This is a genomic window from Nocardia concava NBRC 100430, from assembly GCF_000308815.1.
Classification (GTDB): domain Bacteria; phylum Actinomycetota; class Actinomycetes; order Mycobacteriales; family Mycobacteriaceae; genus Nocardia; species Nocardia concava.
Map to the genome: position 1 here is coordinate 306,100 of NZ_BAFX01000075.1, position 25,222 is coordinate 331,321.

Sequence of the window (25,222 nt, forward strand, 5' to 3'; positions counted from 1 at the left end):
TTAATCGGCTGGGCTTATGACCGACCTGGTGACGCGAGCCCAGCTCATCCTGCTGGCACGGACCCTGCATGTGCCGGTGGAACGGCTCGCTCACCTCGAGAAGCTCGGCCCGCACAAACTGCACGAGATGCAGCAACGCATGGCGGGCAAGCTTTTCGACCAGCACACCCCCGTCTTCGAGCGGATCGCCACGCTGGTTCCGATCATCCCGCTGAGCATTTCGCTGCCGATCGTGCAGAAACTGGTGCCGCCCAGCATGACCGGGCGCGCGGCCGGCGCGATCGGGGTGCGCTATCCCGCCAAGGCGATCGACGCGCTGCTGCGGCTGGATGTCGGATACGCCGCGGACTGCGCGCCGTACCTGGACCCGCGCACGGTGGGCCAGCTCGCCGACGACGCGCCGCCCGCGCCGGTGGTGGCGATCGTCAACGAGCTGCTGGCCCGGCGCGACTACATCACCGCCGGGCCGTTCCTGGCCTATGCGACACCGGAACTCATCCGGGCCGTGGAGGAGGGGGTGCCCGATGACGAGGGGCTGATCCTCTCGGCCTCCTACGCCTACTCCGGTGAATCGATCAGCGCGGTGGTGCGCCAGCTGCTGGCCGGCAGCAGCGCTCGCCTGCCCGCGCTGCTGGGCACGGTCATCAACGGTTCCAAGGAATTACGGCTGGCCGCGCTGTCGGTCTTCGCCCGCTGCACCCCCGATGTCATCGCCGCGGTCGGCGACATCCTCTTCGAGGTCGCCCCGCCCTCGGCCATCGCCGACCTACTCGCCACCTACATCGCCGCCGACGCCACCGGCGACATGCTCCGCTTCCTGGGCCACCTGAGCCCCACCGCCCTGACCCGCCTGGGCCTCAACCCTGTCCTGTCCGAAGTCGCCGACATCCTGGTCGCGACCGTCGACGGCAGCAGCGACGTCGCCGTCTGGCGCGGCGTCCTCGAGTCCCTGGCCCGCACCCCCGCCGAAGTCCGCCGCCACGCCGGCCTACGCCTGGCCCAACTCGACACCCCCACCCTCCTCACCCTCCCAGCCCTGGCCCAAGCCGCCCGCCTGTGGCCCCCACTGCTGTGGGTCCTCTCCGCCACCGACGTCGACGTCCAAGCCCACATCGGTGAACTGTGGGCCACCGCCACCCGAGTCGACCTGTCCGTCCTCGAACGCCGCATCGCCGACCAGCACCTGGGCTCCCTCCTGGCCACCTTGACCACAACCATCCGCTTCATGCGCTAACGCCCACCTCGCCACCCGAGCCCCCGCGGCCTGCCTCGCCGCCCAACACGTCGGCCCTGCCTAGCCACCCCGCGCCAGGTACCGCCGAGCGGCACATGCTGGAGGCGGAATTAGGGAGAATTCGGGCGAATGCCCTCCACTGTGTGCCACTCGGCGGCCGGGTGGCTGCATGGGGCGCGCCGGGGGCGGGGATGGGGCGGGTGGGAACTGTTGGGCGACGGGTGATTTCAACCCGTCGGGGGTGGGGCGAGCTGGGTGGGATCGGGGTGGGGCGGGCGGCGGTGGGGCGGGGCGTGTCGGGGAGGTGGTAGGAAAGTGACGTGTCCGAAACTGCCGAAACCCGTACCCCTCGTGCCGTCTCGGAAGTGGTGGACCTGGTCAGCTCGCTGATCCGGTTCGACACCTCCAATACCGGTGAACTGGAAACCACCAAGGGCGAGCGCGAGTGTGCGCTGTGGGTGGCCGAGCAGCTCGAGCAGGCGGGGTATGAGACCGAGTATGTGGAGTCGGGGGCGCCGGGGCGCGGGAATGTGTTCGCGCGGTTGAAGGGCGCGGACTCCTCGCGGGGGGCGTTGATGATGCACGGGCATCTGGATGTGGTGCCCGCGGAGGCCGCCGACTGGAGTGTGCATCCGTTCTCCGGTGCGGTGCGCGACGGTTACGTGTGGGGGCGCGGGGCGGTCGATATGAAGGACATGGTCGGCATGATGCTGGCCGTGGCCCGGCAGTTCAAGATCGAGGGGACGGTGCCGCCGCGCGACATCGTGTGGGCGTTCGTGGCCGATGAGGAGAACGGCGGGCGGTGGGGCTGCCAGTGGCTGGTGGAGCATCGGCCCGATCTGTTCGAGGGGGTGACCGAGGCGGTCGGGGAGGTCGGCGGGTTCTCGCTGACCGTGCCCAAGCGCGACGGGTCCGAGCGGCGGCTGTATCTGGTGGAGACCGCGGAGAAGGGTTTGGGCTGGATGCGGTTGCGCGCCAAGGCGCGCGCCGGGCACGGGTCGTTCCTGCACGACGACAACGCGGTCACCATCCTGTCGCAGGCGGTGGCGCGGCTGGGCACCCACACCTTCCCGCTGGTGGTCTCCGATTCGGTGGCGGAGTTCCTGGCGGCGGTGGCCGAGGAGTCCGGGCTCGAATTCGATCCGGCCTCACCCGATATCGAGGGTCAGCTGGCCAAGCTGGGCACCATCTCCCGCATCATCGGCGCGACCCTGCGCGACACCGCCAATCCGACCATGCTGCGGGCGGGCTACAAGGCCAATGTGATTCCGCAGACCGCCGAGGCCGTGGTCGACTGCCGTGTGGTGCCGGGTCGGCAGGCCGAATTCGAGCGTGAGGTCGACGCGTTGATCGGCCCGGATGTCGAGCGCGAGTGGATCACCAAGCTCGACTCCTACGAGACCACCTTCGACGGGCATCTCGTCGATGCCATGAACGATGCGATCCTCGCCCACGACCCGGCGGGGCGCACCGTGCCCTACATGCTCTCGGGCGGCACCGACGCGAAGGCGTTCGCCAAGTTGGGGATTCGCTGCTTCGGTTTCGCGCCGCTGCGGCTGCCGCCCGAGCTGGACTTCACCGCGTTGTTCCACGGGGTCGACGAGCGGGTTCCGGTGGAATCGCTCGAATTCGGCGCCCGCGTACTGGAACACTTCCTTCTGCACAGCTGACGATTCGAAAGGACCACCCGTGCCCGACTATTCGTACAACCCCTACGCCCCGCTGCCGCAGGTCCCCAGCTTCACCGTGACCTCCGCCGATGTCACCGACGGCCAGCCCTTCGCCAATGATCAGGTCTCGGGGGTGTTCGGGTCGGGCGGCAAGGACATCTCCCCGCAGCTGTCGTGGTCGGGATTCCCGGCCGAGACCAAGAGTTTCGCGGTCACCGTCTTCGATCCGGACGCCCCGACCGCGTCGGGCTTCTGGCACTGGGCCGTGGCCAATATTCCGGTGTCGGTGACCTCGCTGGCCAGCGGCGCGGGCAGCGAGGGCGGCACGCTGCCCGCGGGTGCGGTGCAGCTGCGCAATGACGGCGGGTTCCCCGGGTTCGTGGGCGCGTCTCCGCCCGCCGGGCACGGCTATCACCGGTACTTCATCACGGTGCATGCCGTCGACGTGGAATCGTTGGACATCGACGAGAACGGCACTCCGGCCTATCTGGGGTTCAACCTGTTCTTCCACACCCTGGGCCGCGCTCAGATCGTCGCCACCTACGACGAGCCCGCGAAGTAGGTTTCCGAACCCGTTGTGGCCCCGGACGATTCGTCCGGGGCCACACTGCTGTTCCAGGGTCCGGATGTCCGGGAACGGGTCGATCGGAGGTTATTTCCGAGCCTGCCGGGGAATGGCGATCGGGTCCGGATCGCTGTCGAGGAGGTCGACGTGGCTTTCACCGTGGGTGACAAGGTTTTGCCTCGCATCGCGTCGGAGTCGGCGGAGCAGGCGCTGGAAGTGGTTGCCGTGCATACCGACGAGTCCGGCCGGCAGATCGTGACGGTGCGCAACGAGGCGGGGAACACCAGCGAGCTACTGGCCGGAGAGCTCGTCGCCGTGTGATCACCGCGGACGGCGGCGAGGGCTTGCCGACGGGGTCGGGTGCGTTCAGGCGGGGTTCGAGCGTTCGGCGAGGCCATGCAGACCGGCGGCCAGCTCCTCGGCGGAGGGGGCGTGCTCGGGATCGATGAGGTGTTGGACCAGCAGACCGCCGATGAGGGTTTGCAGGACCGCGCCGAGGGCGGGATTGTCGTCGCCGAGGTCGTGGGACAGACCCGCGCGGGCTTCGGCTTGGGCGGCACCGATTTCGGTGCGCAGGACAGGGGAGTGCAGGGCCTGCGCCATGGCCTCGACATTGGCTGTCCACAGGGCGCGGTCGGTGGCGAAGGAGCCGATCAGCTTGTGCCAGAAGGTGTTCAGGCGGGTCGCGGGGTCGGCGTCGGGCTCGTCGGGTAGGGAGTCGAGCATGCGGGTGACCGCGGCGGCGGTGGCTTCGAGCATGGCCTGGTTGAGCAGGTTGTCGCGGGTGCCGAAGTGGTAGTTGATGGCGGCGAGGTTGGCGCCGGAGGCGGCGACGATATCGCGCACGGTGGTGCGGGCGTAGCCGCGGTCGGCCAGGCATTGCTTGGCGGCGGCGAGCAGGTCTTCTCGGGTTCCCACGTGGGTCAGCGTAGCAGCAGGTCATACGGGCGTTTGTGACGTGCGTTTCAAACAATTGTTTTGAACATATGTATGAAACGTGTGTATGGTCGGAGGCGGCACGATCCATCACACGGAAGTACGAGCCCGATATGACTGTTCAGCGACCCCTGTCGCCCTTCGAATCCAGCTATTTCGCCGCTGATGCCCGGTTGGGCAGTGTGCCGGTCGGCGGGATGCCGCTGTTCATCGGCACCACCGTGCGCGGTGCGGTGGATGCGGGCATCCTGCGGCGGGTGCTGCGTGAGCTCGCGGCCTCGCATGTGCTGCTGCGCAGCCGCATGGTCACAGTCGGCGGGGTGGGCCTTTTCGAGGTCGACGAGGACTATGTGCCGGCGCTGGTGGAGCGCGTCGGTGAGGTCGACGAGTACTGGGAACTGGTGAACGGCCGACCGGAGTGGGAGGCCGGGCTGTTCGGGGCGGTGCTGCTGCGCGGGCCGGTGCAGACCCGGATCGTGTTGGTCATCCATCACGGAATCAGTGATGGGCGTTCGGCATTCGCGCTGCTGGATGAGATGTGGCGGCGCTACGGCGCCCATGTCGCGGGACGTCCGCTGCCGATCGGGGAGTCGGATCGGGAGTTGGTCGGCGGGGTCGACGAGTTGCTGGCGCGGGTGGTCTCCGAGGCCGAGGTGGACGGGTTCCTGGCGCAGATCCAGGCGGAGGCGGCGAGCCCTGGGCAGGCGGTGCCGCAGACGTTGCCCGTCGATGGGGACGGGGTGGGTGATCCGGGTGGCCGATTGGCGTTGCGGCGCATCGAGTTGAGTGCGCAGCAGACCGCGGAGGTCGTGGATGCCGCTCGCGCACAAGGTATTTCGGTCAACAGTCTGCTCGCCGCTGCGGCGGTGGTCGCGGTGCGCACACAGTTGCCGGTGGACGGCCCGGTGCCGCTGATGTGCGGGCATGCCGCGGATCTGCGCCCGGCGCTGTCGCCGCGCCTGCCCGCCTCGACCGTGCTCAATTGCGCTTCCGGTACCGGGACGCCGGTCGTGGTCGATCGGGACGCGGACCCGGCGGTGGTGGGCGCGATCGTCGATCAGAGCATGCGGTTCATGCTCGATACGCGGTTCCCGGCGCTGTTCATGCGGGCCTCGCAGCGCGTGCTGGAGGCGCAGGTGGCGGCGGCGCTGTCGGCGGCACCGGCGATCGCGTTGTCGAATATGGGCCGTCTGCCCGCGCATCCGCTGCCGGCAGGCCTGGAGTTCGTGCGTGACGAGATCTTCGCGATGACCGCGGGCATGCCGCCGAAGATGACCGTCTTCACCGTCGGTGACCGGCTCACGATCCAGGTCGAGTACGACACGGCCGAGCACAGTCATCATCAGATGGGCCGGGTCGCGGAGGCGATGAGCGATCAGCTCGCGCGCGTGGGGCATTCGGCGGCGGTGCGCGGGTAGCCGTCGAGTTGTTCTGCTGCGCAACAACTGTGGGCCTGGACTTTTCGTCCAGGCCCACAGTCGCCTCCGGGGCGTTCGGGGGTCGGCGGCCGGGTGTGGCCGCCGAGGGGGGATCAGCTCATGTTGACCACGCCGTCGGGGGCGGGGGTCAGGTAGAGCGCGGCGATCTCGGTGGCGTACTTGGTGGCGATCGGGTTGCGCTTGAGCTTGAGGGTGGGGGTGAGTTCGTCGCCGCCGGGTTCCCAGCCGGTGTCGAGGACGGTGAAGCGTTTGATCTGTTCGACGCGGGAGAGTTTGGCGTTGGCGGTGGCGACGGCGGCCTTGATCTCGGCGATGATCTCCGGGTGCGCGGCCAGGGTTTTCAGTTCGGCGTCGGGGGTGCCCAGGGCCTTGGCGCGGACCACGGCGGTGTCGGGGTCCAGGACGATGAGCGCGGCGATGAACGGTTTGGCGTCACCGATCGCGACGACCTGGCCGACCAGGGAGGAGGCGGCCTTGACGGTGTTCTCGATATTGGTGGGAGACAGGTTCTTTCCCGCCTCGTTGATGATGAGTTCCTTCTTGCGGTCGACGATGCTGACGTAGCCGTCGCCGTCGATGGTGGCGACGTCGCCGGTGTGCAGCCAGCCGTCGGAGTCGATGGCCTCGGCGGTCTTGTCGGGCATCTTGCGGTAGCCGCGGGTGACGATGCCGCCGCGCACCAGCAGTTCACCGTCCTCGGCGAGGCGAATCTCGAGGCCCTTCAACGGGACTCCAACGGTGCCCGGCTTGGGTTTGGCGAGCGGGGTGTAGGTGCCGACGCCGGAGGTTTCCGACATGCCCCACACCTCGGTGACCGTGAAGCCCAGGCCCAGCAGGTATTCCAGGGTTTCGGGCGGGATGGCGGCGGCGCCGGAGGCGGCGACCTTGAGCTCGTCGAAGCCCAGGGCGTGGCGCAGTTTGCTCAATACCAGCGCGTCGGCCAGCTTGTGCTGTACGTCGAGTAGCGCGCCGCGGCCGGTGCCGGCCAGATCGGCGCGGGCGGCCTGCGCGCCGACGCCGATGGCCCAGCCGGCCAGGGCCTTCTTCACCGGGCTGGCCTCGGTGGCGAGCTTGGCGTCGATGCCTGCCTTGATCTTCTGCCACACGCGCGGGACACCGAAGAACGCGGTGGGGCGGGCGTCGGGCAGGGCGGCGGCGATCTCGCGCGGGTCCGGGACACAGGTCATCTGGACGCCGGTGAACAGGTTGGCGCAGTGGCCCGAAATGCGGTCGGCCACATGGGCGGCGGGCAGATAGGAGACCGAGCGGTCGTCGAGGCCGACGGTGAGCGGGCCCTCGACCAGGCCGACGATCTGGGCGACGACATTGGCGTGGGTGAGTTCCACACCCTTGGAGGGTCCGGTGGTGCCGGAAGTGTAGATCAGGGTCGCGACGTCCTCGGGCTTGACGGCCTTCCAGGCGGCGTCGAAGTCGAAGTCTTCCTTCGGCGCGGCCTCCACCTCGGCCAAGGTCTTGGTGCCCGCCGCCGAACCCTCCACCAGCACAATGTGTTCCAGCTCCACACCGGCCGAGCGCACGGTGTCCAGGAACGCGGGCTCGGTGATGACGACCTTGTTCTCGGCATTGGTGAACAGATGCGCGATCTGCTCCGGCGAGCTGGTGTTGTAGATCGAGAACGGCGTCGCCCCCACGTGCAGCGCCGCGGTATCAACCAGATTGAACTCCGGCCGATTGGTCAACATGATCCCCACCGTGTCGCCCGGCCCCACCCCCAACCCGGCCAACCCCGCCGCAATGCTGCGCACCCGCTCCCCGTACTCACGCCAGGTGATCTGCCGTGTCCCCCCGACAGTCCGCAACGCCACCTGCTCCGGCCGCAGCGTCAAAGTTTCCTGAAACGCCTCCGGAATCGTGTGAACAGTCTTCCCAGATGCGTGCGCATACCCGATGTCAGTCGTCATAACCCTTTTCCCGATTGCCTCTCGCTGTACCACGCCACCTCGCGCACCCACCGCGCGAACCCCGACGTCCGAGAGAACGACCAACCCGATCCACGCGATGGCCACGCGCCATCTGTGGCGCGGCTCACTCATCGTGCCAGATTGTCGCGATTGTGTCGCGGGCTACACCGGCCAGGGTCGTGGCCGAATTTACCGATTGAGGCCGCGCGCCGCCCGCTGATCGGCTAGCCCAGCGCAAGGACCCACGGCATGACGCTTTAGGCTGGTCGCCGCTGCGGTGTGACCCGAGACACATCGGGTGGCGACACGCGGAGTCTCCAACACGCACATTTCGGTAATACCGGATCAAGAACGGAGGATTTTCTGGCGTGTCCACACCCCTCAAACGTCGCACCAAACACGGACTCCGACGGCCACGGATCCCGAATCTCCCCACTGCTCCCGAGGCAGCAAAATCCCAACGCACACTCTCCCTGTCGCTGCCACAAGAAGTACGCACCGCCGATCATCACTTGACTCGCAAAGGCCGCGAAGTCCGGATACAGGTCCAACGACTCGACCACCCGACCGACGGCGGCCACGTCCTGATCTTTGGGGAAATCGAGGACAACTGCTTGGTCCGCATCCATTCCCGATGCTTGTACGGCGACGCATTGGGCTCTCAAGACTGTGATTGCGGCCCCGAGCTGGAACGAGCGCTGGACCTGTTCCAAGCCGAAGACGCTGGCATCCTGGTGTATCTCGAACAGGAAGGGCGTGGCGCGGGACTCGAGACCAAGGCTCGCGGGCTTCGGCTGAGCGAGGTCGAGGGCATGGATACCTTCGCTGCCTACCAGGCCCTCGGGCTCGAGGCGTCCGATCTGCGGTCGTATCAGCCCACAGCCGCAGCGCTCACCGAGCTGGGCCTGACCTCGGTGCGTCTGCTCACCAACAACCCGGACAAGGTTGTGGCGCTGCGCGATTCGGGGCTGACGGTAAACCAGATCCTACTGCACACCACGCCGTTGAGTCCCCGCGCCGATGAATACATGCAGGTGAAACGGCGTCGCGGCGGGCACAGGCTTCCCTTCCACTATCAGTCTCGGCGGGCTGTGCCACTACTGTCAGCTTTGGTGCTCGGTCTCGGCGGGCATGTGGTCTGGGGCGGCCATAGTCTTGTCGGCACCATGGTCATGGTGGTCGGTGGTGCCACCGCGCTGGTGGGGTTCACCGGTACCTGTTAAGCCGTGCGCACATGATCTGTGCCGCCGGGGTTCTCGACACGACGCTGCCGACCCAGGTATACGCCCGCTGAGCACACGCCTGCGGTAGCCGTCGCAATCGCCACCGCACGCACCGACGGCGCTCGGCCGCGACCACCGAGCGCAAGCAGTTGTCGAAATCGTCGTTCGCGTACCGGAATCTGATGTCCGCGGCGGCGTTTCGCGTCATGGTAGTGCCGTCCACGTTCGCTGCGCGGTCGGCAGTACAGCGGTTCCCTCATGACCGACAGCCCGGTGCGCCGTACGGCGTCGACCTTGTCCGGATTGTTGGTGAGCAACCGGACCGAACGCAATCCCCGTTTCCGACCGAGCTGCGCCAAAGTCGCCGCGGCCGCATCGTAGGTGCGGCCATCGGCAGGATATCCGAGCGCTTCGTAGCTGGCGTATGTATCAGCCCCCGTCCGCTCGCTGTAGTGGTAACCACGCGCCTTGGCGATCAGCCCGAGTCCGCGCCCCTCCTGCTCCAGATAGATCAGCACGCCGGCCCCGGCATCGAGGAACCTGTCCAGCGATTCCACGAGTTCGTCGCCACAATCGCAGTCATCGGACCGCAGCACGTCTCCGTAGAGGCACCGAGAATGGATGCGCACCAGGGGATCTCGTGGCAGGACCTCACCGAAGATCAATACGTGACCGCCGTCATCCGGCCCGGGTACTTCCAGCACTTCGACAGGCAGTACCCGGCGTTTGCGGCTGAACAAGTGGCGTGGTTCGGAGAGAGAAGGTGGGGCAGGGACCGCGTCGTGCCACGGCATTGCTTGCTCCCTACGCCGGTGTCACCGGTCAGGTTCAGGCGGGCGGCGGCCTCGCCGTGCGCGGCCCCTAACCCGGGGGTTGTCCGAGTTTCCGCGAATCACAATGTCCCCATACAGGTTACCGGTCTCGATAGTTTTCTCGATCCGCGCAACAGAGGGCATCGAATCGGGAATGTTCAGAACCGGGCGACGAGCCGACATGGCGGCGGCGGCCCAGGCGAAATCCCTGTCGCTGGCTGTGGTGCCACCGGTCACGAGCCGATAGGCGAGTGCAGCCGAGAAGGCGGTGGAGGCACCGGCGGAATTGGCCATCCCGGTGTTCACCTGCGGGACAATCGATTCACCAATGGCTGTGTGGACCGTACATCCGGCCGGATCGACGGAACAGACCGCCCCGACGCCCAGTCTCAACAATCGTCGGATCGATTCCCTGGCAGTGCTGTTCGGCCACGTCGCCGCGATTTCGCTCTCTGTCCCGATCAGATAGTCGACTGCCGATAGATGCTCATGAACGTGACCGGGCAGCACCACCGAAGGCGAGGCATTGACCAGCAGCCACGGCGGATCAGGCAGGTCATGAACCATAGCGAGGACCCGTGCGACGACATCGATCGGTTGTTCGAAAGTCACCAATACCGCGGCCGAGGATTCGAAGGCCCGCTGCATGGTCGGCACGTCGAGATCACGTTCGGTCAGCCGAATCCTGTCCTCTTGGAAGGCGATGGTGGCGAATTCTCCGCTCAGCGGCATGATCACCGTCGCGACCGGAGTCCGCGCTTGATCGGTCACCCGCAGCAGGCTGGTATCGACACCCATCCTGTGCAGATACGTCAGTATCATCTGACCCTCATCGTCGGCTCCCACTGTCGCAACCAGCCGGGCATCCAGGCCCAAACGGGCCAGGGCCACGGCCCGGTTCAGACCCTTGCCACCCGGGTGCCGGCGGAAGTCACCCCAGATCGAATCACCGGGACGGGGAAAGGTTTCGACGATCGTCATGAGATCAACCGCGGCATCACCTACTACGGTCACCGTGGCGGAGGTAGGCATGTCGGCGGTTTCCACGTCCGAGACAGAGGTCAGCAATTCTGCCAGCGCTGTGAACGCCTGTGTTTCGGGTGTGCCGCGCAGGCCGCGCACAGTGGGGGCAGGCGGGATGTCGGCGATCTGCCACGCCGCATGCAACTGACTCCACCGCAATGTCAGATATCGTCGCCTCTCACCGAGATCGGCGGCGTACAAGTGCTCGAGATCAATTCCAGCGGGGGCACTTTCGCGCAGCAGACCCAGGCACAACTCGGCGTCGACAATCAAACGTAAGGTCGGCGGAAGCCGGTCGGCCAAATGCGCGATGACCACAGGTGCCGCCGCCTGGGGTGTGGTTCGAAGCCGGTGCGCGTAGCGCCGGACAACACTGAGTTGCAGCAACGCCGTGATATCGATCTCGGTCATGTCCAGGCGCGCAGAACTCAGGCCCGACCGTTTGCGCAACCGGATGAGGATGCTGCGCACAGCAACCATGCCGGGATCCTGAGGCACCTTGGCTGGACCGACATTTCGTGGAGTCTCGTTGCTGGCCATCTGTCTCAACAGTACCGCTGGGCAGGTTTAACGAACAGGCAAAACGTCAATTCCCTTGTAGCAACGGCAAATGCCGAACAGCGTCGGCAAATGCCATACTCGTGGGAGAGAATATCGCACCCGCCTAGCGGTTCGGGAGGTGGCGGCCATGGGGACGGTGCATCGGATCCGACGCATCCGACGGGAGCCGCGTGCGGCGGCGGGAACGGCCGATCGGGATCTCGACACCGAATGCACGACGGCGCGGGCGGACCAATTGTTCTGCCCGCCTTCCGGATAACTCATTCGCCCCTGTCGTCGCCGCTCGGTCGGCACTCGCATTCTGCCGACAGCGACATCACCGGTCGATCATGATTCACGATCGACCGGATTGCGGGCATTCCGTCACCACGGCCGCCATCGGCGACGACACCCCACCTACATGGAGACCCGTCGTGATTTACGAGAGCAGCCGATCGATGACCAGCAGTGAGACGCCCGAGTGGGCGCGGCGGCTGGCGCGGGATGAGCCGGCATGGAAGTTGAGTTGGCGGCCGGAGCCGCTGTTGTTGCGGGACCAGGCCAGGGCCGCTCTGGAACTCACCGAGATGTGCAGTCGCGGAGCGGAACTCGATAAGCGCGCCGAGGCGTTGGCCGCCGAGTTGGGCATGACCGTCCAGGAGGTGCTCGCGGTGCTGCAGCGTCGGCGACGCGAGCGGGGGGAGCCATCGTGGCGAGCGCTCACGTGGCGCGGGAGGCAGCGGTGGTGGAAATGGCGGCGGGCGTGTCGTTTCGGATGAATCCGATATTTCGGCCGGAATCGGGGGAAATCGTGAGAGTGATGAAATACCGAGCGGTTGGGATTCGATGTGGGGGAGAGATCTGATGAGGGGCTGGCAGGGCCTGGGGCGACGAACGGTTGCGTCGGGCGGAATATGGCGCGCAGACGGAGATCCCGTTGATCGCGTCGATGGCCTTGGGAGGAATTCGTGAGTATTGATATGACGGCGCGGGAGATGAGGAGTGATCTCAGCCCGGAGTACGCGGTTCGCGTCACCGGCTACGGAGGCGGGGAGTGGCGGTTGAGTTGGTTGCCTCGGCGGCGGTTGTCGTGGGAGGAGGCTCGGGCGGGAATGGAGTTGGATGAGTTGTTGTCGGATCCGGGGGTGGTTTATGACGAGCAGGCGCATGCGATGGCGGCGGTGCATGCGGCGCGGTTGGGGATCGGGGTGGATCGGGCGGTGATTCTGTTGGCGCAGCGGCTGGCCGAGCGGATGCATTTGGGTGGTGGGGCCGCTGCGCGGGACGACGATGACGTGCCGAACACGCCGATTGTGGTCGATGTGTTCGGCGAATCGCGTCGGCCTGCCCATGCGGGGGCTCGGTCACGTCACCTCTGGGGGTGAGCGAAAGTCGTTGCTGCCGAGCGCCGGACACGCGCCGACGCTGGGCAGGAGACGATGACACCGGGCGGGAGACGACGCCGACCGCGAGCTCGCCGGGCGGGGCCGGGGCGAGCGTCGCGGTCGGTCGGGGCGATGCGCCGTAGGTCAGGCGCGGGTTTTGTGTTCTGCGCCTACGGCTTCGGAGAGGCTGGTGTACCCGTGGGCGCGGAGTTTCTCGGCGAGGCCGCGGTGGATGTGTTTGGCCCACAACGGGCCGCCGTAGATGAAGCCGGTGTAGCCCTGGAGCAGCGACGCCCCGGCGAGGATGCGCTCCCAGGCCTGGTCGGCGGTTTCGATACCACCGACAGAGATCAGTACGAGTTTGTCGCCTACTCGGGCATAGAGGCGGCGCAGGACCTCGAGCGAGCGGTCGGCGACGGGTGGGCCGGAGAGGCCTCCTGCGCCAATGGGTTCCACCTCGGCGGACGGGGTGTTGAGGCCGTCGCGGCGGATTGTGGTGTTGGTGGCGACGATGCCCGCCAGGCCGAGTTCTACGGCGAGGTCGGCTACCGCGTCGATGTCGTCGTCGGAGAGGTCGGGGGCGATTTTGACCAGGACGGGGATGGAGACTTCGGCGAGGACGGCTTGCAGGATGGGGCGCAGGGATTCGACGGCTTGCAGGTCGCGCAGGCCGGGGGTGTTGGGGGAGGAGACGTTGACGACCATGAAGTCGGCCAGGGGGCCGAGCAGTTTCGCGCTGATGGCGTAGTCGGCGGCGGCGTCTTCGGGTTCGACGACCTTGGTTTTGCCGATGTTGGCGCCGATGGGGACGCCGCCGGGCAGGCGGTGGGCGAGGTGTTCGGCGGCCGCGGCGGCGCCGAAGTTGTTGAATCCCATGCGGTTGATGAGCGCGCGGTCCGCGGGCAGGCGGAACAGCCGGGGGGCGGGGTTGCCGGGCTGGGCCGCCGCGGTGACGGTGCCGATTTCGGCGTAGCCGAAGCCGAGGGGTCCCCAGGCGTCGACGCCGTCGGCGTTCTTGTCGAAGCCGGCGGCCAGACCCAGGGGCGCGGGGAAGTCCACGCCGAACACGCGGGTGCGCAGGATCGGGTCGTCGGCGACGAGCAACGCGGTGGTGAGCTTGCGGCCGGGGGCGAACCGGGTCGCGAGCTGCATGGCGGCGAAGGCCAGATGGTGGACGCGTTCCGGCGCGAGCAGGAACATCACCTTCAGCAACACGGCGTACAGGCGCTCATACATGGTGGGTTACATCACCGCCTCGGGTGTCGGGGATAGGAGGGCAGTCTTGCGGCGGCGCAATAACACCCGGCGCGAGCCGTCGGTGTAGGCGCGGACCCGGGAGAGCTCCCAGCCGCTGTATTCCGCGTGGATGGACAGGCGGAGGGCGGCGGTGACCCTGCTGACGCCGGGAGGCAGCCGCAGGGGCACGTATTCCCATTCGTCGCTGGATTCCTCCCAGCCTTCCGGTAATGTGCGCGATTGGTGCGCCGATCGTGAGGCCCGAGCCATCACTGCCCTCTCTTCCGCTGGTCCGCGCCGATCCGTTGCAGACCGTCGCCGGTCGCGGATCCCACGAACATGTCACCGGTGCGGTCGTCGATGGTCACCGCGTTGGGCTGGCGCACCGTCGGGTAGCGCCCCACCTCTACCGGTATACCCGTCGACAGGTCGTAGCCGACGACTTGGTTGCTGCCTGTCAGCGTCACCCACACGGTCTCGGACCGCTGATCGTAGGCGAGTGCGTAGGGAGCAGAGCCTACCGGGAAACGCTGGTGCAGCACCAAGGGATCGGCGGTGTAGACCAGCAGTTCGCCCCCGGCGGTGTCGGTGACGAGGCGGCGGCCGAAGTGGTCGCCGATCATGTTCGTGGCCCCGTCGCCCGCGCGCAGGGACAGTCCGAGCTTGCTGTCGCCGTCGAGTTCGACGATGGCGGTCTGGCGGCGGTCGAGCACGACCACCGCGCCGTCGCGGGCGTCGATGGCGTCGGCGGCAGACAGGCCCGAAATGCTGTGGCGCACAGTGCCGTCGGCGTCGAGCAGCAGCACCTTGCCGCCGGCCAGGCCCGCGACCAGGCCCCCGTCGGGGCGCAGCGCGACCGCGCGCACATCACCGTCGACGGCGACCTCGCTGAGCGCGGCGGTGGCGGCGTCGACACGCAGGATCTTGCCGGGCACCGCGACCAGGATCTCCCCGGGCTTGCCGAGGGCGAGCGCGGCGGCCTTGCCGGGCAAGGTGATCGGGCGGGTGACACCGCCCGTGATGAGCTGCAGCGTGGTCCCGGAATCCACCACCGCGGCCAGCACCCCGGTGGCCGGTTCGTCGAGTAGCAGCGAGATCGGCGCGCTCGGGCTGACCACCCCGGCGGGTGCGGCCGCAGCGGCGGGCGCGAGGGCGGGGGTGGCGGGTTCGCGAGTGGGGTTGTCGGCGTTGCTCTCCTGTGAGGAGCACCCCGCCAGCAGGGTCACCACGGTCACACCCGCGAGGGCTGAACCGATCCAGCCGCGACGGCGCATGCAGCGAACTCCTTACTGACCGAACTGACCGACGAAATCATGCGTGCTTCCCTATCTGACCATGGTGCGCCACGACGCCGAGCAAGCGGGGGTCTTCGTGGCGGCGCGCCGTGATCGTGATCGTCGCATCGACTGCCGATTTGCATGATGTGACATGGGGTTTCGGTGGCGTTGTCGGCGACGGCGGTTACCGTGGAAGGCAAAACAGGGCTGTAACAGGGAGATGTGTTGGTAGCCGAGCACCCGCCGGGGTTCACCGTCGAGGACGTGACCGTGGGTCGTTACGCGCACGGGTTCGGGGTCACCGCGGACGGGCGCTCGTTCGCGTTCCGGACCCACCGCGCGACCTTGACCCTCGAGATCTATCGGGCCGATCTCGAGACCGCCGTGCCCGGCCCCGAGGATGTGGAGGCGGTGGCGCTGGCTCCGGTCACCGATATCGATCTCGATGACGAGCGCTCCGTGGTGGCGCTGGTGCGGGATCTGATTCCGCAGGCCGGCCCGGTGGCCGCGGCGCAGCCGCGGGAGGCGACGACGGTGCGGGCGCTGCTGGGCCGGTTGGGTGCGGTCATCGACGGCATGTGAACCCGGGTACCCATCCGGGGTGTCTGTGACACAGGAATCACTGTCGCGCGCACGCCATGACAAACTAACGGCACACAACCGCAGTTCGAGCTGACGAGGATGTTGATGCGACTTCGACGACCGGTGACCGCCGCCCTCCTGTTGACCGTGTTCGGCGCGTCGCTCGCCGGGTGCGGCGGGAGCGATGACGAGTCCAAGGTGGCCCAGGCGCGCTCCTCGGCGTACGCGGCATTGAGTTCGTCCTCGGCGGCGCAGACCACTGCGAACAAGCCCGCGATTCCCACCGCGACGCAACTGGATCAGCAGATCAAGTCGGCGCTGGACCCGAATCTGCCCGACGCCGAGCGCACCGCGCTGATCGAGGACGGCGAGGCGTTCAAGGACGCGATTCCGGACATGTACAAGGCGCTGGCGGACAATCCGCGCGCGGTGTACGGGGTCAAGGATCCGGTGTTCGACAACCATGACGGCACCCTGACCGCGACCTTGAGCCTGGACAAGGACGGGTCCGGCAGCAATGTGCGCACCACGGTGGTGCATTTCGTGTACAAGGACGGGCGCTGGAAGATCTCGCGCACCGACCTGTGCGGCATCCTGCGCTCGGCCGATTACAAGACCGCGGCCTGCGGCTGATGCTCGAGGCCGGATCCCTGCGGTGGGGACGTGCGATCCACCGCTTCCGGTGGCTGGTGTTCGCGGTCTTCGGGCTGGTGGTGCTGATTTCCGGGTTCTACGGGCGCGATCTGGGTGATCATCTGACCCAGGAGGGCTGGTTCGACGAATCCAGTCAGTCGGTGGCGGCGTCGAAGCTGGCCGATTCGACGTTTGGGCGCGACACCGACGCGGATCTGATCGCGATCTACACCGCCCCGCCCGGGCTGACCGTCGACGATGAACCGGTGCGCAGTGCGGTGGCCGCGGAGTTGACGCGCCTGCGCACCGAGCATCCGGACCGGATCCTCAAGATCGACTCGTATTTCGATGGCGCGCTGATGGGTCAGTTCGCCGACGCCTCGCGCACGCACGCCTTCGCCAGTATCGGGTTGCGCGGGGACGGCGGCACCGCGACGGTCGAGAACTATCTGGCCATCAAGGACGAATTCGGTGCCGGGCCAACAGGTTCGGGCCCCGGTGGCACGACGGTGCAGCTGGCGGGGATGCAGCCGGTGGTGGAGGGCATCAACACCGGCATGCAGGACGATATTCACCGCGCGGAGCTGATCGCGCTGCCGCTGGTGGCGATCCTGCTGTATTTCGTGTTCGGCGGGGTGATCGGGGCGCTGCTGCCGGTGCTCATCGGCGGGATGACGATCCTGGGCAGCCAGGGCATCATGCGGCTGCTCACCAATCACATCCAGGTCAACGTGTTCGCCTCGGCCGTGGTGACTTTGGTGAGCCTGGGCCTGGCCATCGACTACGGGCTCTTCGCGGTGACCCGGTTCCGGGAGGAGCTGGCGGCGGGGCGCAGCGTGGAGGAGGCGACCGCGCGGACGGTGGCCACGGCCGGGCGCACGGTGTTGTTCTCGGCGGCGATCATCGCGGTGAGCCTGGGCGCGTTGTTCATCTACCCCAACGGGGTGCTGCGCTCGGTGCCCCTCGGCGGGATCTCCTCGGTACTGCTGGCGGCGGTGCTGTCGGTGACCGCGCTACCCGCGGTGCTGTCGATCGTGGGACGCCGCATCGATCTGTGGGGTTGGCATCGGCTGGCGAGTATCCGTACCGCCGAGCAGATCGATGCCGGATTCTTCTCGCGGCTGGCGGTTTTCGCGATGCGCCGCCCGTGGCTGGTGATCGTGCCGGTGGTGTTGATGCTGTTGGCGTTGATCCTGCCGTTCCGTCACATCGAGTTCGGTGGCCTGTCGGAACGCTATCTGGCCGCGGGTAATCCGGCGCGGGTGGCGCAGCAGGACTTCGACCGCCTGTTCCCGCACTTCCGCACCGAACCGCTGAAACTGGTGGTGGTGGGCGCGAATCCACAGCAGCTCTCCGATCTCCGCTACGAGGCCAATCAGGCGGTCGCGCCGCTGATGACGGGCCCGTTCGATCCGGCCGCCCCCACCAAGGATCAGGTGACGGTGCTGGCCAGCGGGCTGGCCGACAAACGCGACGCCGACACCGTGATCGCGGCGCTGCGCGCGATCCCGCCCCCGGACGGTGTGGTGGTGATGGTGGCCGGAGTGCCCGCGCTGGAACGCGATTCGATCCAGGGCCTGATCAAGGGGCTGCCGCTGCTGGGTGCGATTCTGGTGGCGGCGGCGATCGCGTTGATGTACGCGGCGTTCCGGTCGCTGGTGCTGGCGGTCAAGGCGGTGGTGATGAGCGCGCTGTCCATGGGCGCGACGCTGGGTGTGCTGACCTGGATCTTCGTGGAGGGTCACGGGGCGGGCCTGTTCGATTTCACGCCGGGCCCGTTGATGTTCGCGGTGCTGGTGCTGATCGTGACGGTGTTGTTCGGGCTGTCCACCGACTACGAGGTGTTTTTGCAGTCGCGCATGGCCGAGGCTCGCGCGGCGGGCGCGGATGCGCCCGAGGCGATCCGCTACGGCATCGCCCACACCGGTGGCGTGATCACCTCGGCGGCGGCGATCCTGATCGTGGTGACGGGTGCGTTCGGGTTCTCGGATCTGGTGCTGATGAAATACATTGCCTACGGCATGATCGCGGCCTTGGTGTTGGACGCCACCGTGATTCGCATGCTGTTGACTCCGGCGGTGTTGAAGTTGGTGTGGCGATGAGCGTGCTCAAGGGCGCGAACCTGGCGTTGATGTTCTTCCTGGAGCTGGCGGTGCTGGGCGCGGCCGCCTGGTGGGGCGCCACCGTGTCCGCGCCGGTGGCGGTGCGGGTGCTCGCGGCGATCGCGGCACCGGCGGTGTTCATCGTGGTGTGGGCGCTGTTCGGGGCGGCCAAGGACGCCAAGTTCGCGCAAACCGGGTGGCGGCGGGTGCTTTTGGAGGTGCTCTGGTTCGGGGCCGCGGCGATCCTGCTCGGTGTCGCGGGGACACCGGTCGCGGGGATCGCGCTGTTCGCGGTGTGGTTCGCCAACGGGGCGCTGCGGCTGGTGTGGGGCCAGCAGAAACTGTAACCGCACCACCCGCAACCCTTTACGCGGCCACGCACCAGGTGCGTGGCTGCGCTGAGGTCTGTCAGCCGCGCACCGGCAGCACCAACTGCGCCCCCGTCACCGGGTGATCGAACACATCGACCGGATGCTGATAGACGCGGGTGAGCAGCTCCGGGGTGAGGATTTCGCGCGGGGGTCCGTCGGCGGCGATGCGCCCGTTCTCGAGCACGGCGACGCGGTCGGCGTAGGCGGCGGCCACCCCGAGGTCGTGCAGCACCACCACGACCGCGGCGCCCTTGGTGGCGCGTTCGCGGGCCAGGCGCAGCACCTGCTCCTGATGCCCGAGATCGAGGGCGGCGGTGGGTTCGTCGAGCAGCAGCGTCGCGGTGTCCTGGGCCAGCACGCGCGCCAGCGCGACGCGGGCACGTTCACCGCCCGACAGCGCCGGGAAAGGGCGGGCGGCGAAGCGTTGCACGTCGGTGGCGGCCATGGCGGCGGCGATCGCGGTGTCGTCCTCGTCCTGGCGCGGCGTGCGCGCCCACGGGGAGCGGCCCATGGCCACGACCTCGCGGGCGCTGAACGGAAATCCGACGGTGTGCGACTGCGGCAGCACCGCGCGCCGGCGCGCCATGTCCAGGTGCGTCCAGTGGGTCAGCGCGTGCCCGTCGAGATCGACACTGCCGCCGGACAATTCGAGTTCCCCGGCCAGGGCGGCCAGCAGCGTGGATTTACCCGCCCCGTTGGGCCCGACCAACGCCACGATCTGTCCGGCGATGACGGGGAAATCGACGCCGTCGAGGACGGTGCGTTCCCCGCGTTTGGCGCTCACCCCGCGCGCGTGCAGGGTGACCGCCCCGGGTTCGGGCGGTTCGGGCAGCTGTGTCGAGCGCCCGAAAACCGTGGCCAGTGACCGCAATCGGCTCATGCCCAGCCTCCCGCGCGCGAGCGGGTGCGGCGCAGCAGCCAGAAGAAGAACGGCCCGCCGACCAGTGAGGTGATCATGCCCAGGGGCAGGTCCGCGTTGTGCACCAGGGCACGCGCACCGATATCGGCGGCGACGAGGACCGCGGCGCCGAGGATGGCCGAGAGCGGGATGAGTACGCGGTGGCCGGGGCCGACGAGCATGCGCACCAGATGCGGCACGATCAATCCGACGAACAAGATGATGCCGGTGAACGCGACACCGGCGGTGGCCAGCACGGCGACGACCACGATGATGTTGCGCCGCAACCGTTCCACGTCCACCCCCAGATGCCGGGCCGCGGATTCACCGAGGGCGAGCAGGTCCAGGCGCGGCGCCATCCACAGCGCGGCCGCGATGCCCGCCAGCGTGAGCGGCCACACCACGTTGACCGCCTGCCAGGTGGCGCCGTTGAGCGAGCCCATCTGCCAGAACACCAGCTGATCGCGCGCCGCCGGGGACGCCTTGAACAGCAGGAACGAGATCAGGCCGCCGGCGAAGGCGTTGATGGCGACACCGGTGAGGATCAAGGTCACCACTTCGGTGCGCCCACCCGAGCGCGACAGCAGATACACCAGCGCGGTGGTCCCCAGCCCGGCGACGAACGCGCCCGCGGCTACCGACCAGGCCGCCGCGAACGCGCCGCCGATCACGATGACCGTGCCCGCCCCGACCGCCGCTCCCGCCGACACACCGATCACACCGGGTTCGGCGAGCGGGTTGGCGAACACGCCCTGCAGCAGCGCGCCGGCGGTGGCCAGGGCCGCACCGACGAGCACCGCGAGCACGACGCGCGGGAACCGCACTTCCCACAGGGTCACGTACCCGGCGGGGTGATGCGGCAGCGGCCCCCAGTCGATCCCGATCTTGTGAAAGAAGCTGCCCGCGACCTCGGCGGGACTGGTCGGCACCTGCCCGATCCCCGCGGAGATCAGCGCCAGCACCACCAGCCCGGCCAGTGCCGCGGCAAAGATCAGAATGAGACGCGAGCGACCGTGCCGACCGGTCGGCTCAGGGTCGACACTGGCCGGGAACCGCTGTGCGGCAATCGCTTCCACGTCGGCGCTGTCGACCTCGGAGATCTGCTCGGTCGCCGCATGCGTGCTGTCGGCGACGGGAGAGTTCGCCGGGGCGGCCGAGGACGTGTCCGTGATCGCGCCTGTGGCCGGGCTGTCGCCGGCGTCGGCGGATGCGCTCGCGGCGGGTCCGGTGGCCGGGTCCGGTTGCGGGCGTAGCGGATCGGTCATGCGTTGGTGGTGCCGTAGACGGCCTTGACCAGGGCGGACAGGACGCGGCCGGTGTTGGGGCCGAAGGACAGCAGCACGGCGTCGGACATGTCGACGACGCGACGGTTCTTGCCGGCGGGGGTTTGGGCGACGCCGGGGACCTTCTCGAGGCCGTCGACGCCGCCGACGGAGGCCAGGCCGTCGCTCATGACCAGCAGCACGTCGGGGGCGGCGGCGATCATCGCTTCGCTGGTGATGGGCAGGAAGTCCTGGGTGACACCCGACGCGGTGGCCGCGTCGATGCCGCCGATGGCCGCGATCAGCGATTCGGCGCCGGAGCCGGGTCCGAAGATCATGGTGATGGCGGTGGAGCGCAGGTACAGGAACGCGATCTTGGGTTTGGAATCCTGGTGCGGCACCGAGGCGGTGGCGGCGGCGATCTCGTCGCTGGTGCGTTTGGCCAGCGTCTTGCCCGCGTCGGAGACGCCGAGGGCGTCGGCGACGGCCTGGATCTGGGGTATCACCCCGTCGAGGGTGCGCTGGGAGTCGAAGTAGACCACGGTGATGCCCAGCGCCTTGAGCTGGTCGCGCAGGGCGGGGGTGACGGCGGTGGTGTCGGTGAGGAACACCGTGGGCCGCAGTGCCGCAACCGATTCCACGCTCAGGGTGCCGCTGCCGGAGGACACGGTCGGCAGGTCTTGGACGGCGGGGAAGGCCGCGGAGTTGGAGCGGCCCACCAGTTTCGAGCGCAGGCCCAGGGCGACGACGGTTTGGGCGAGGGTGCCGTAGCGGTCGGCGGCGATGATGCGGCTGGTGTCGGTGACGGTGACCTCGCTGCCGTCGAAGGATTTCACCGTCGCGGGCAGCACCGGGGTGGGTTCGGGGCTGAGCGCGACGGGGTCGAGGTCGCCGACGCTGGCGGTGACCGGGCCCTTCTGCCCGCCGGTGGCGCTCGTGCCGCTGCCGCAGGCGGTGGCGCCCGCGACGAGACCGATTCCCAGCAGCATGATCAGCAGCGTGCGGATGGCCGGGCGGGCATTCACGAGACACCTCATGCCGGTAAGGGTAGCCTTGCTCATTCTGTGCGTGCGCTCACGTCTCCCAGGGCCGCGGTGATCGCACGCGGCAGTTCCAGGGTCTCGGCGGCCAGGATTCCGGTGAGCTGCCCGATATCGCGGGCCCCCACCAGCATCGACGCCACCCCGGGCTGATCGCGGATCCAGGCCAGCGCCACCGCCAGCGGGGAGGTGCCGAGTCCGTCGGCGGCGGTGACGACGGCGTCGACCACGCGTACGGCGTTCTCGTCGAGGCGGGCGGTGATCTCGGCGGCGGTGGCCTCGTCGGCGCCGCGCGAGTCGGCGGGGACGCCGTCGCGGTATTTGCCGGTGAGGATGCCCCCGGCCAGGGGTGCGGTGGCGATGACGCCGATGCCGTGATGCTGTGCGGCGGGCACGAATTCGTGTTCGACCCCGCGCGTGAGCAGCGAGTACGGGATGTGGGTGGCGGTCAGGGGCGCGGCGGCGGCGAGGGTGGCCAGTTGCCAGCCGTCGTAGCCGCGGGCGCCGGCGTAGCGCACGCGTCCGGAGCGCACCGCCCAGGCGAGGGTGTCGGCGATTTCCTCGAGGGGGGTGTGCGGGTCCCAGGCGGCGACCGACCAGATGTCGAGGTGGTCGGTGCCCAGTTGGGCCAGGGTGTGGTCGAGTTGGCGCATCATGGTGCGCCGGGAGGCGTCGACGGTCCAGCGCACGGCGGCGGGCGCTTCGGCGGCGGCGTCGCTGAGTATCGGTGTGTATCCGGCGTTTCCGCTCAGCACGAGGTCTTCGCGCCCGATCTCCGACAGCAGTTCGCCCAGGATGTGTTGTGCGGCGCCGTCACCGTAGGACGGGGAGGTGTCCACGAGGGTGCCGCCGGCTTCCACGAACGCCATGAGTTGGGCGGCGGCGTCCTCGGCGTCGGTTTCGCGGCCCCAGGTGTGGGTGGCCAGCCCGAGCCGCGAGACTCGCAGCCCGCTGCGGCCGACCGTGCGTTGTTCCATCACCGCGCTTGCACTTTCGTCACACGCGTCAGCCTAGGCGCAGCGGTCGCTTCTGCCCCGCTATGGCCCGCGGCGAGCGCGGCGGGTCATCCGAATTCGCGCATGCGTGTCCGGATTCGGACACACCCCGGTAGGCGTACCTCCGCATTCGCTCCGGCCCTGCGCGGGGTCAAGGACGGCTCCGCCGACCGCGCCCATTAAGGTCGCTGCGATGTTGCGGCGCGCCTGCGCCACCACGGGCCGGGACAGGCCGCGCGGTCTGGAACCGGTCCGGGACCGGGTGGGTGCGGCGGCGGTTGTGGTCGACGGTGTTGACTGGTGGGCGTGTGGGCGCGAAATGTCGCTCGGGAGCCGAGTTTTCGGGACTGGAGGGTGTGTGGGCGAGTCGATGACGTGGGTGCAGGCGCTGGTGCTGGGCCTGGTGCAGGGGTTGACGGAGTTTCTGCCGGTCTCCTCTTCGGCGCATCTGCGGATCACCTCGGCGGTGTTCTTCGGTGATGACGCGGGCGCCTCGTTCACCGCGGTCACCCAGTTGGGCACCGAGGCGGCGGTGCTGGTGTATTTCGCCCGCGACATCTGGCGCATCCTGGTCGCCTGGTGCACCACGCTGTGGTGGAAAGTCGCTGCCCCGCAACGGGAATCGGTGCCGTTGCACGAGCGGGCCACCACCCAGCTGCCGGTGCTGACCGAGGACGGGCGCTTCTCCTACGGCCCGGATCCCGACACGCAGCGGGCGCTGGACTACCGGGTGGGCTGGTATGTGATCATCGCCACCGTCCCGATCGGGGTGCTGGGTCTGGTGTTCAAGGACCAGATCCGTACCGGCGCACGGAATCTGTGGCTGATCTCCACGATGCTGATCGTGTTCGCGCTGGTGATCGCGGCGGCGGAGTACTACTCGGGCAAGGCCTACGGGCGTCGTCGCCGCCCGATCGAGCTGCTCACCACTCGCGACGGGCTGATCATGGGTTTCGCGCAATGCCTGGCGTTGATCCCGGGCGTGTCGCGTTCGGGGGCGACGTCGTCGGCGGGTCTGTTCTGCGGGCTGACTCGTGAGGCGGCCGTGCGGTTCTCGTTCCTGCTGGCGATTCCGGCGGTGGTGGCCTCGGGGCTGTTCTCGCTGCCGGATGCGTTCGAACCCGCCGGTGAGGGCCTCAACGCTTCAGGTCCGCAGCTGCTGGTGGCCACCATCGTGTCGTTCGTGGTCGGGTATGCGTCGGTGGCGTGGCTGCTGAAGTTCGTGGCGCGGCATTCCCTGGACTGGTTCGTGGGCTACCGGATCGTGCTGGGGTTGACGGTGATGGCGCTGCTGGCGACCGGCGTCGTGTCGGCGACCTAGTCGGTAGGCTGTCCCGGTGACGGTGATCCTGTTGCGGCACGGCGTGTCCACGTCGAACACTGCCCGCACCCTGGCCGGGCGCAGCGCCGGTGTCGATCTGACCGATCGTGGTCGCGAACAAGCCCACTCGCTGGTCGAGAGACTGGGTTCGCTGCCGATCGAGCACATCGTGTGCTCGCCGCTGCTGCGCTGCCAGCGCACCGTCGCCCCGCTCGCGGACAAGCTGGGGCTCGAGGCCGAACCCGATGAGCGGCTGCTGGAAGTCGATTACGGCGACTGGACCGGTAAGGCGCTGGCGGATCTGGTGAGCGAGCCGTTGTGGAAGGTGGTGCAGCGCCACGCCTCGGCGGCCACGTTCCCTTCGGGAGAGTCCTTGGCGCAGGTACAGTTTCGCGCCGTGTCCGCTATCCGCGAACGAGATCGGCAATTCGCGACCCGGCATGGTAGCGATGTGTTGTGGATTGCGTGCACGCACGGCGATGTCATCAAGTCGGTGCTGGCCGACGCGTTCGGTCTGCACCTGGACGGTTTCCAGCGGATCGTGGTCGAACCGGCCTCGATCAGCGTGGTCCGCTACACCCCGACCGCCCCGTACGTCTGGCGGGTGAACGACACCGGCCCGGATCTTTCCGGGTTGGCGGCGATTTCACCGCGAACCGGCGGCGAATCGCGCTCGAGGCCGGTTCCCGGTGGGGAAACGGGTACCACGGACAGTAGTGATAATGGGGTTGCGGAACGCCCCGATTCATAAGTGAG

25 protein-coding genes are annotated in these 25,222 nt (G+C 68.2%); 14 read left to right on the forward strand and 11 right to left on the reverse strand.

Annotated elements, in window-relative coordinates:
• Window positions 1–16: 16 nt before the first annotated feature.
• The 4 genes from ON43_RS17315 (at window position 17) to ON43_RS44865 (ending at window position 3,790) form a co-directional block, all read left to right on the forward strand.
• Window positions 17–1,234: a hypothetical protein gene (locus ON43_RS17315; RefSeq protein WP_051178554.1), complete on the forward strand. Its 1,218-nt coding sequence runs from the start codon at window positions 17–19 to the stop codon at window positions 1,232–1,234.
• 320 nt (window positions 1,235–1,554) lie between these two features.
• Entirely contained in the window at window positions 1,555–2,904 is a 1,350-nt protein-coding gene (locus ON43_RS17320; protein WP_083913478.1) for a M20/M25/M40 family metallo-hydrolase, read from the forward strand.
• A gap of 19 nt (window positions 2,905–2,923) precedes the next feature.
• On the forward strand, window positions 2,924–3,466 hold the full coding sequence (locus ON43_RS17325; RefSeq protein WP_040808501.1) for a YbhB/YbcL family Raf kinase inhibitor-like protein: 543 nt from the start codon (window positions 2,924–2,926) through the stop codon (window positions 3,464–3,466).
• A gap of 150 nt (window positions 3,467–3,616) precedes the next feature.
• Complete coding sequence (locus ON43_RS44865; RefSeq protein ID WP_157514083.1) at window positions 3,617–3,790, forward strand: hypothetical protein; 174 nt, start codon at window positions 3,617–3,619, stop codon at window positions 3,788–3,790.
• Window positions 3,791–3,835: 45 nt separating this feature from the next.
• Here ON43_RS44865 and ON43_RS17335 read toward each other — a convergent pair whose 3' ends face one another.
• On the reverse strand, window positions 3,836–4,387 hold the full coding sequence (locus ON43_RS17335; protein WP_040808505.1) for a TetR/AcrR family transcriptional regulator: 552 nt from the start codon (window positions 4,385–4,387) through the stop codon (window positions 3,836–3,838).
• 131 nt (window positions 4,388–4,518) lie between these two features.
• On the opposite strand from ON43_RS17335, the gene ON43_RS17340 reads away from it, so the two are divergent.
• The gene (locus ON43_RS17340; RefSeq protein ID WP_157514084.1) at window positions 4,519–5,823 is read left to right on the forward strand and encodes a phthiocerol/phthiodiolone dimycocerosyl transferase family protein; all 1,305 of its coding nucleotides are present in this window, start codon (window positions 4,519–4,521) and stop codon (window positions 5,821–5,823) included.
• Between the two features lie 113 nt (window positions 5,824–5,936).
• Here the strand turns inward: ON43_RS17340 and ON43_RS17345 are convergent, their stop codons facing one another.
• Window positions 5,937–7,766 (reverse strand): AMP-dependent synthetase/ligase, encoded by a 1,830-nt coding sequence (locus ON43_RS17345; RefSeq protein WP_040808510.1) that lies wholly within the window; start codon window positions 7,764–7,766, stop codon window positions 5,937–5,939.
• 368 nt (window positions 7,767–8,134) lie between these two features.
• Between ON43_RS17345 and ON43_RS17350 the strand changes: the two genes are divergently transcribed.
• Window positions 8,135–8,989: a GTP cyclohydrolase II gene (locus ON43_RS17350; RefSeq protein WP_245568631.1), complete on the forward strand. Its 855-nt coding sequence runs from the start codon at window positions 8,135–8,137 to the stop codon at window positions 8,987–8,989.
• On the opposite strand, the gene ON43_RS42555 is transcribed toward ON43_RS17350, so the two are convergent.
• Window positions 8,986–9,783 (reverse strand): GTP cyclohydrolase II, encoded by a 798-nt coding sequence (locus tag ON43_RS42555; RefSeq protein WP_083913479.1) that lies wholly within the window; start codon window positions 9,781–9,783, stop codon window positions 8,986–8,988. The genes ON43_RS17350 and ON43_RS42555 overlap by 4 nt on opposite strands.
• 21 nt (window positions 9,784–9,804) lie before the next feature.
• The gene (locus ON43_RS17360) at window positions 9,805–11,364 is read right to left on the reverse strand and encodes a carbohydrate kinase family protein (protein ID WP_051178557.1); all 1,560 of its coding nucleotides are present in this window, start codon (window positions 11,362–11,364) and stop codon (window positions 9,805–9,807) included.
• 458 nt (window positions 11,365–11,822) lie between these two features.
• Between ON43_RS17360 and ON43_RS17365 the strand changes: the two genes are divergently transcribed.
• Window positions 11,823–12,143, forward strand: a complete 321-nt coding sequence (locus ON43_RS17365) for a hypothetical protein (RefSeq protein WP_157514085.1) — start codon at window positions 11,823–11,825, stop codon at window positions 12,141–12,143.
• Window positions 12,144–12,476: 333 nt separating this feature from the next.
• Window positions 12,477–12,749: a hypothetical protein gene (locus tag ON43_RS45765; RefSeq protein WP_174416472.1), complete on the forward strand. Its 273-nt coding sequence runs from the start codon at window positions 12,477–12,479 to the stop codon at window positions 12,747–12,749.
• A 144-nt stretch (window positions 12,750–12,893) separates the two neighbouring features.
• Here the strand turns inward: ON43_RS45765 and ON43_RS17375 are convergent, their stop codons facing one another.
• From ON43_RS17375 to ON43_RS17385, 3 genes are read right to left on the reverse strand one after another with little or no spacing between them, the layout of a single operon-like run.
• Window positions 12,894–13,973, reverse strand: a complete 1,080-nt coding sequence (locus tag ON43_RS17375) for a quinone-dependent dihydroorotate dehydrogenase (RefSeq protein WP_040808743.1) — start codon at window positions 13,971–13,973, stop codon at window positions 12,894–12,896.
• Window positions 13,974–13,991: 18 nt separating this feature from the next.
• Window positions 13,992–14,255, reverse strand: a complete 264-nt coding sequence (locus ON43_RS17380) for a DUF5703 family protein (RefSeq protein WP_040808513.1) — start codon at window positions 14,253–14,255, stop codon at window positions 13,992–13,994.
• Complete coding sequence (locus ON43_RS17385; RefSeq protein WP_040808514.1) at window positions 14,255–15,259, reverse strand: YncE family protein; 1,005 nt, start codon at window positions 15,257–15,259, stop codon at window positions 14,255–14,257. The genes ON43_RS17380 and ON43_RS17385 overlap by 1 nt, the downstream gene beginning before the upstream one ends.
• A 228-nt stretch (window positions 15,260–15,487) precedes the next feature.
• Here ON43_RS17385 and ON43_RS17390 point away from each other — a divergent pair, with 228 nt between their 5' ends.
• The 4 genes from ON43_RS17390 (at window position 15,488) to ON43_RS17405 (ending at window position 18,926) form a co-directional block, all read left to right on the forward strand.
• The gene (locus ON43_RS17390; RefSeq protein WP_051178590.1) at window positions 15,488–15,844 is read left to right on the forward strand and encodes a hypothetical protein; all 357 of its coding nucleotides are present in this window, start codon (window positions 15,488–15,490) and stop codon (window positions 15,842–15,844) included.
• Window positions 15,845–15,949: 105 nt separating this feature from the next.
• Window positions 15,950–16,477, forward strand: coding sequence for a WKL family lipoprotein (locus ON43_RS17395; protein ID WP_245568632.1), 528 nt, complete (start codon window positions 15,950–15,952; stop codon window positions 16,475–16,477).
• Entirely contained in the window at window positions 16,477–18,579 is a 2,103-nt protein-coding gene (locus ON43_RS17400; RefSeq protein ID WP_040808520.1) for an MMPL family transporter, read from the forward strand. The genes ON43_RS17395 and ON43_RS17400 overlap by 1 nt, the downstream gene beginning before the upstream one ends.
• Window positions 18,576–18,926, forward strand: a complete 351-nt coding sequence (locus ON43_RS17405) for a YrdB family protein (RefSeq protein ID WP_040808746.1) — start codon at window positions 18,576–18,578, stop codon at window positions 18,924–18,926. Before ON43_RS17400 ends, ON43_RS17405 begins: the two co-directional genes overlap by 4 nt.
• 61 nt (window positions 18,927–18,987) lie before the next feature.
• Here the strand turns inward: ON43_RS17405 and ON43_RS17410 are convergent, their stop codons facing one another.
• The 4 genes from ON43_RS17410 to ON43_RS17425 all read right to left on the reverse strand — a co-directional run bounded on the left by ON43_RS17410 (window position 18,988) and on the right by ON43_RS17425 (window position 23,127).
• The gene (locus ON43_RS17410; RefSeq protein ID WP_040808522.1) at window positions 18,988–19,830 is read right to left on the reverse strand and encodes a heme ABC transporter ATP-binding protein; all 843 of its coding nucleotides are present in this window, start codon (window positions 19,828–19,830) and stop codon (window positions 18,988–18,990) included.
• The gene (locus tag ON43_RS17415; protein WP_373283452.1) at window positions 19,827–20,915 is read right to left on the reverse strand and encodes a FecCD family ABC transporter permease; all 1,089 of its coding nucleotides are present in this window, start codon (window positions 20,913–20,915) and stop codon (window positions 19,827–19,829) included. Before ON43_RS17415 ends, ON43_RS17410 begins: the two co-directional genes overlap by 4 nt.
• A gap of 194 nt (window positions 20,916–21,109) precedes the next feature.
• Window positions 21,110–22,147: a heme/hemin ABC transporter substrate-binding protein gene (locus ON43_RS17420; RefSeq protein ID WP_083913480.1), complete on the reverse strand. Its 1,038-nt coding sequence runs from the start codon at window positions 22,145–22,147 to the stop codon at window positions 21,110–21,112.
• Between the two features lie 20 nt (window positions 22,148–22,167).
• Window positions 22,168–23,127 (reverse strand): aldo/keto reductase, encoded by a 960-nt coding sequence (locus tag ON43_RS17425; RefSeq protein WP_040808526.1) that lies wholly within the window; start codon window positions 23,125–23,127, stop codon window positions 22,168–22,170.
• Window positions 23,128–23,515: 388 nt separating this feature from the next.
• On the opposite strand from ON43_RS17425, the gene ON43_RS17430 reads away from it, so the two are divergent.
• Window positions 23,516–24,466 carry an undecaprenyl-diphosphate phosphatase gene (locus ON43_RS17430; protein ID WP_040808749.1) on the forward strand — a complete coding sequence of 317 codons (951 nt, stop codon included), beginning with the start codon at window positions 23,516–23,518 and terminating at the stop codon, window positions 24,464–24,466.
• A 16-nt stretch (window positions 24,467–24,482) separates the two neighbouring features.
• Entirely contained in the window at window positions 24,483–25,217 is a 735-nt protein-coding gene (locus ON43_RS17435) for a histidine phosphatase family protein (RefSeq protein ID WP_040808529.1), read from the forward strand.
• Window positions 25,218–25,222: the final 5 nt, after the last annotated feature.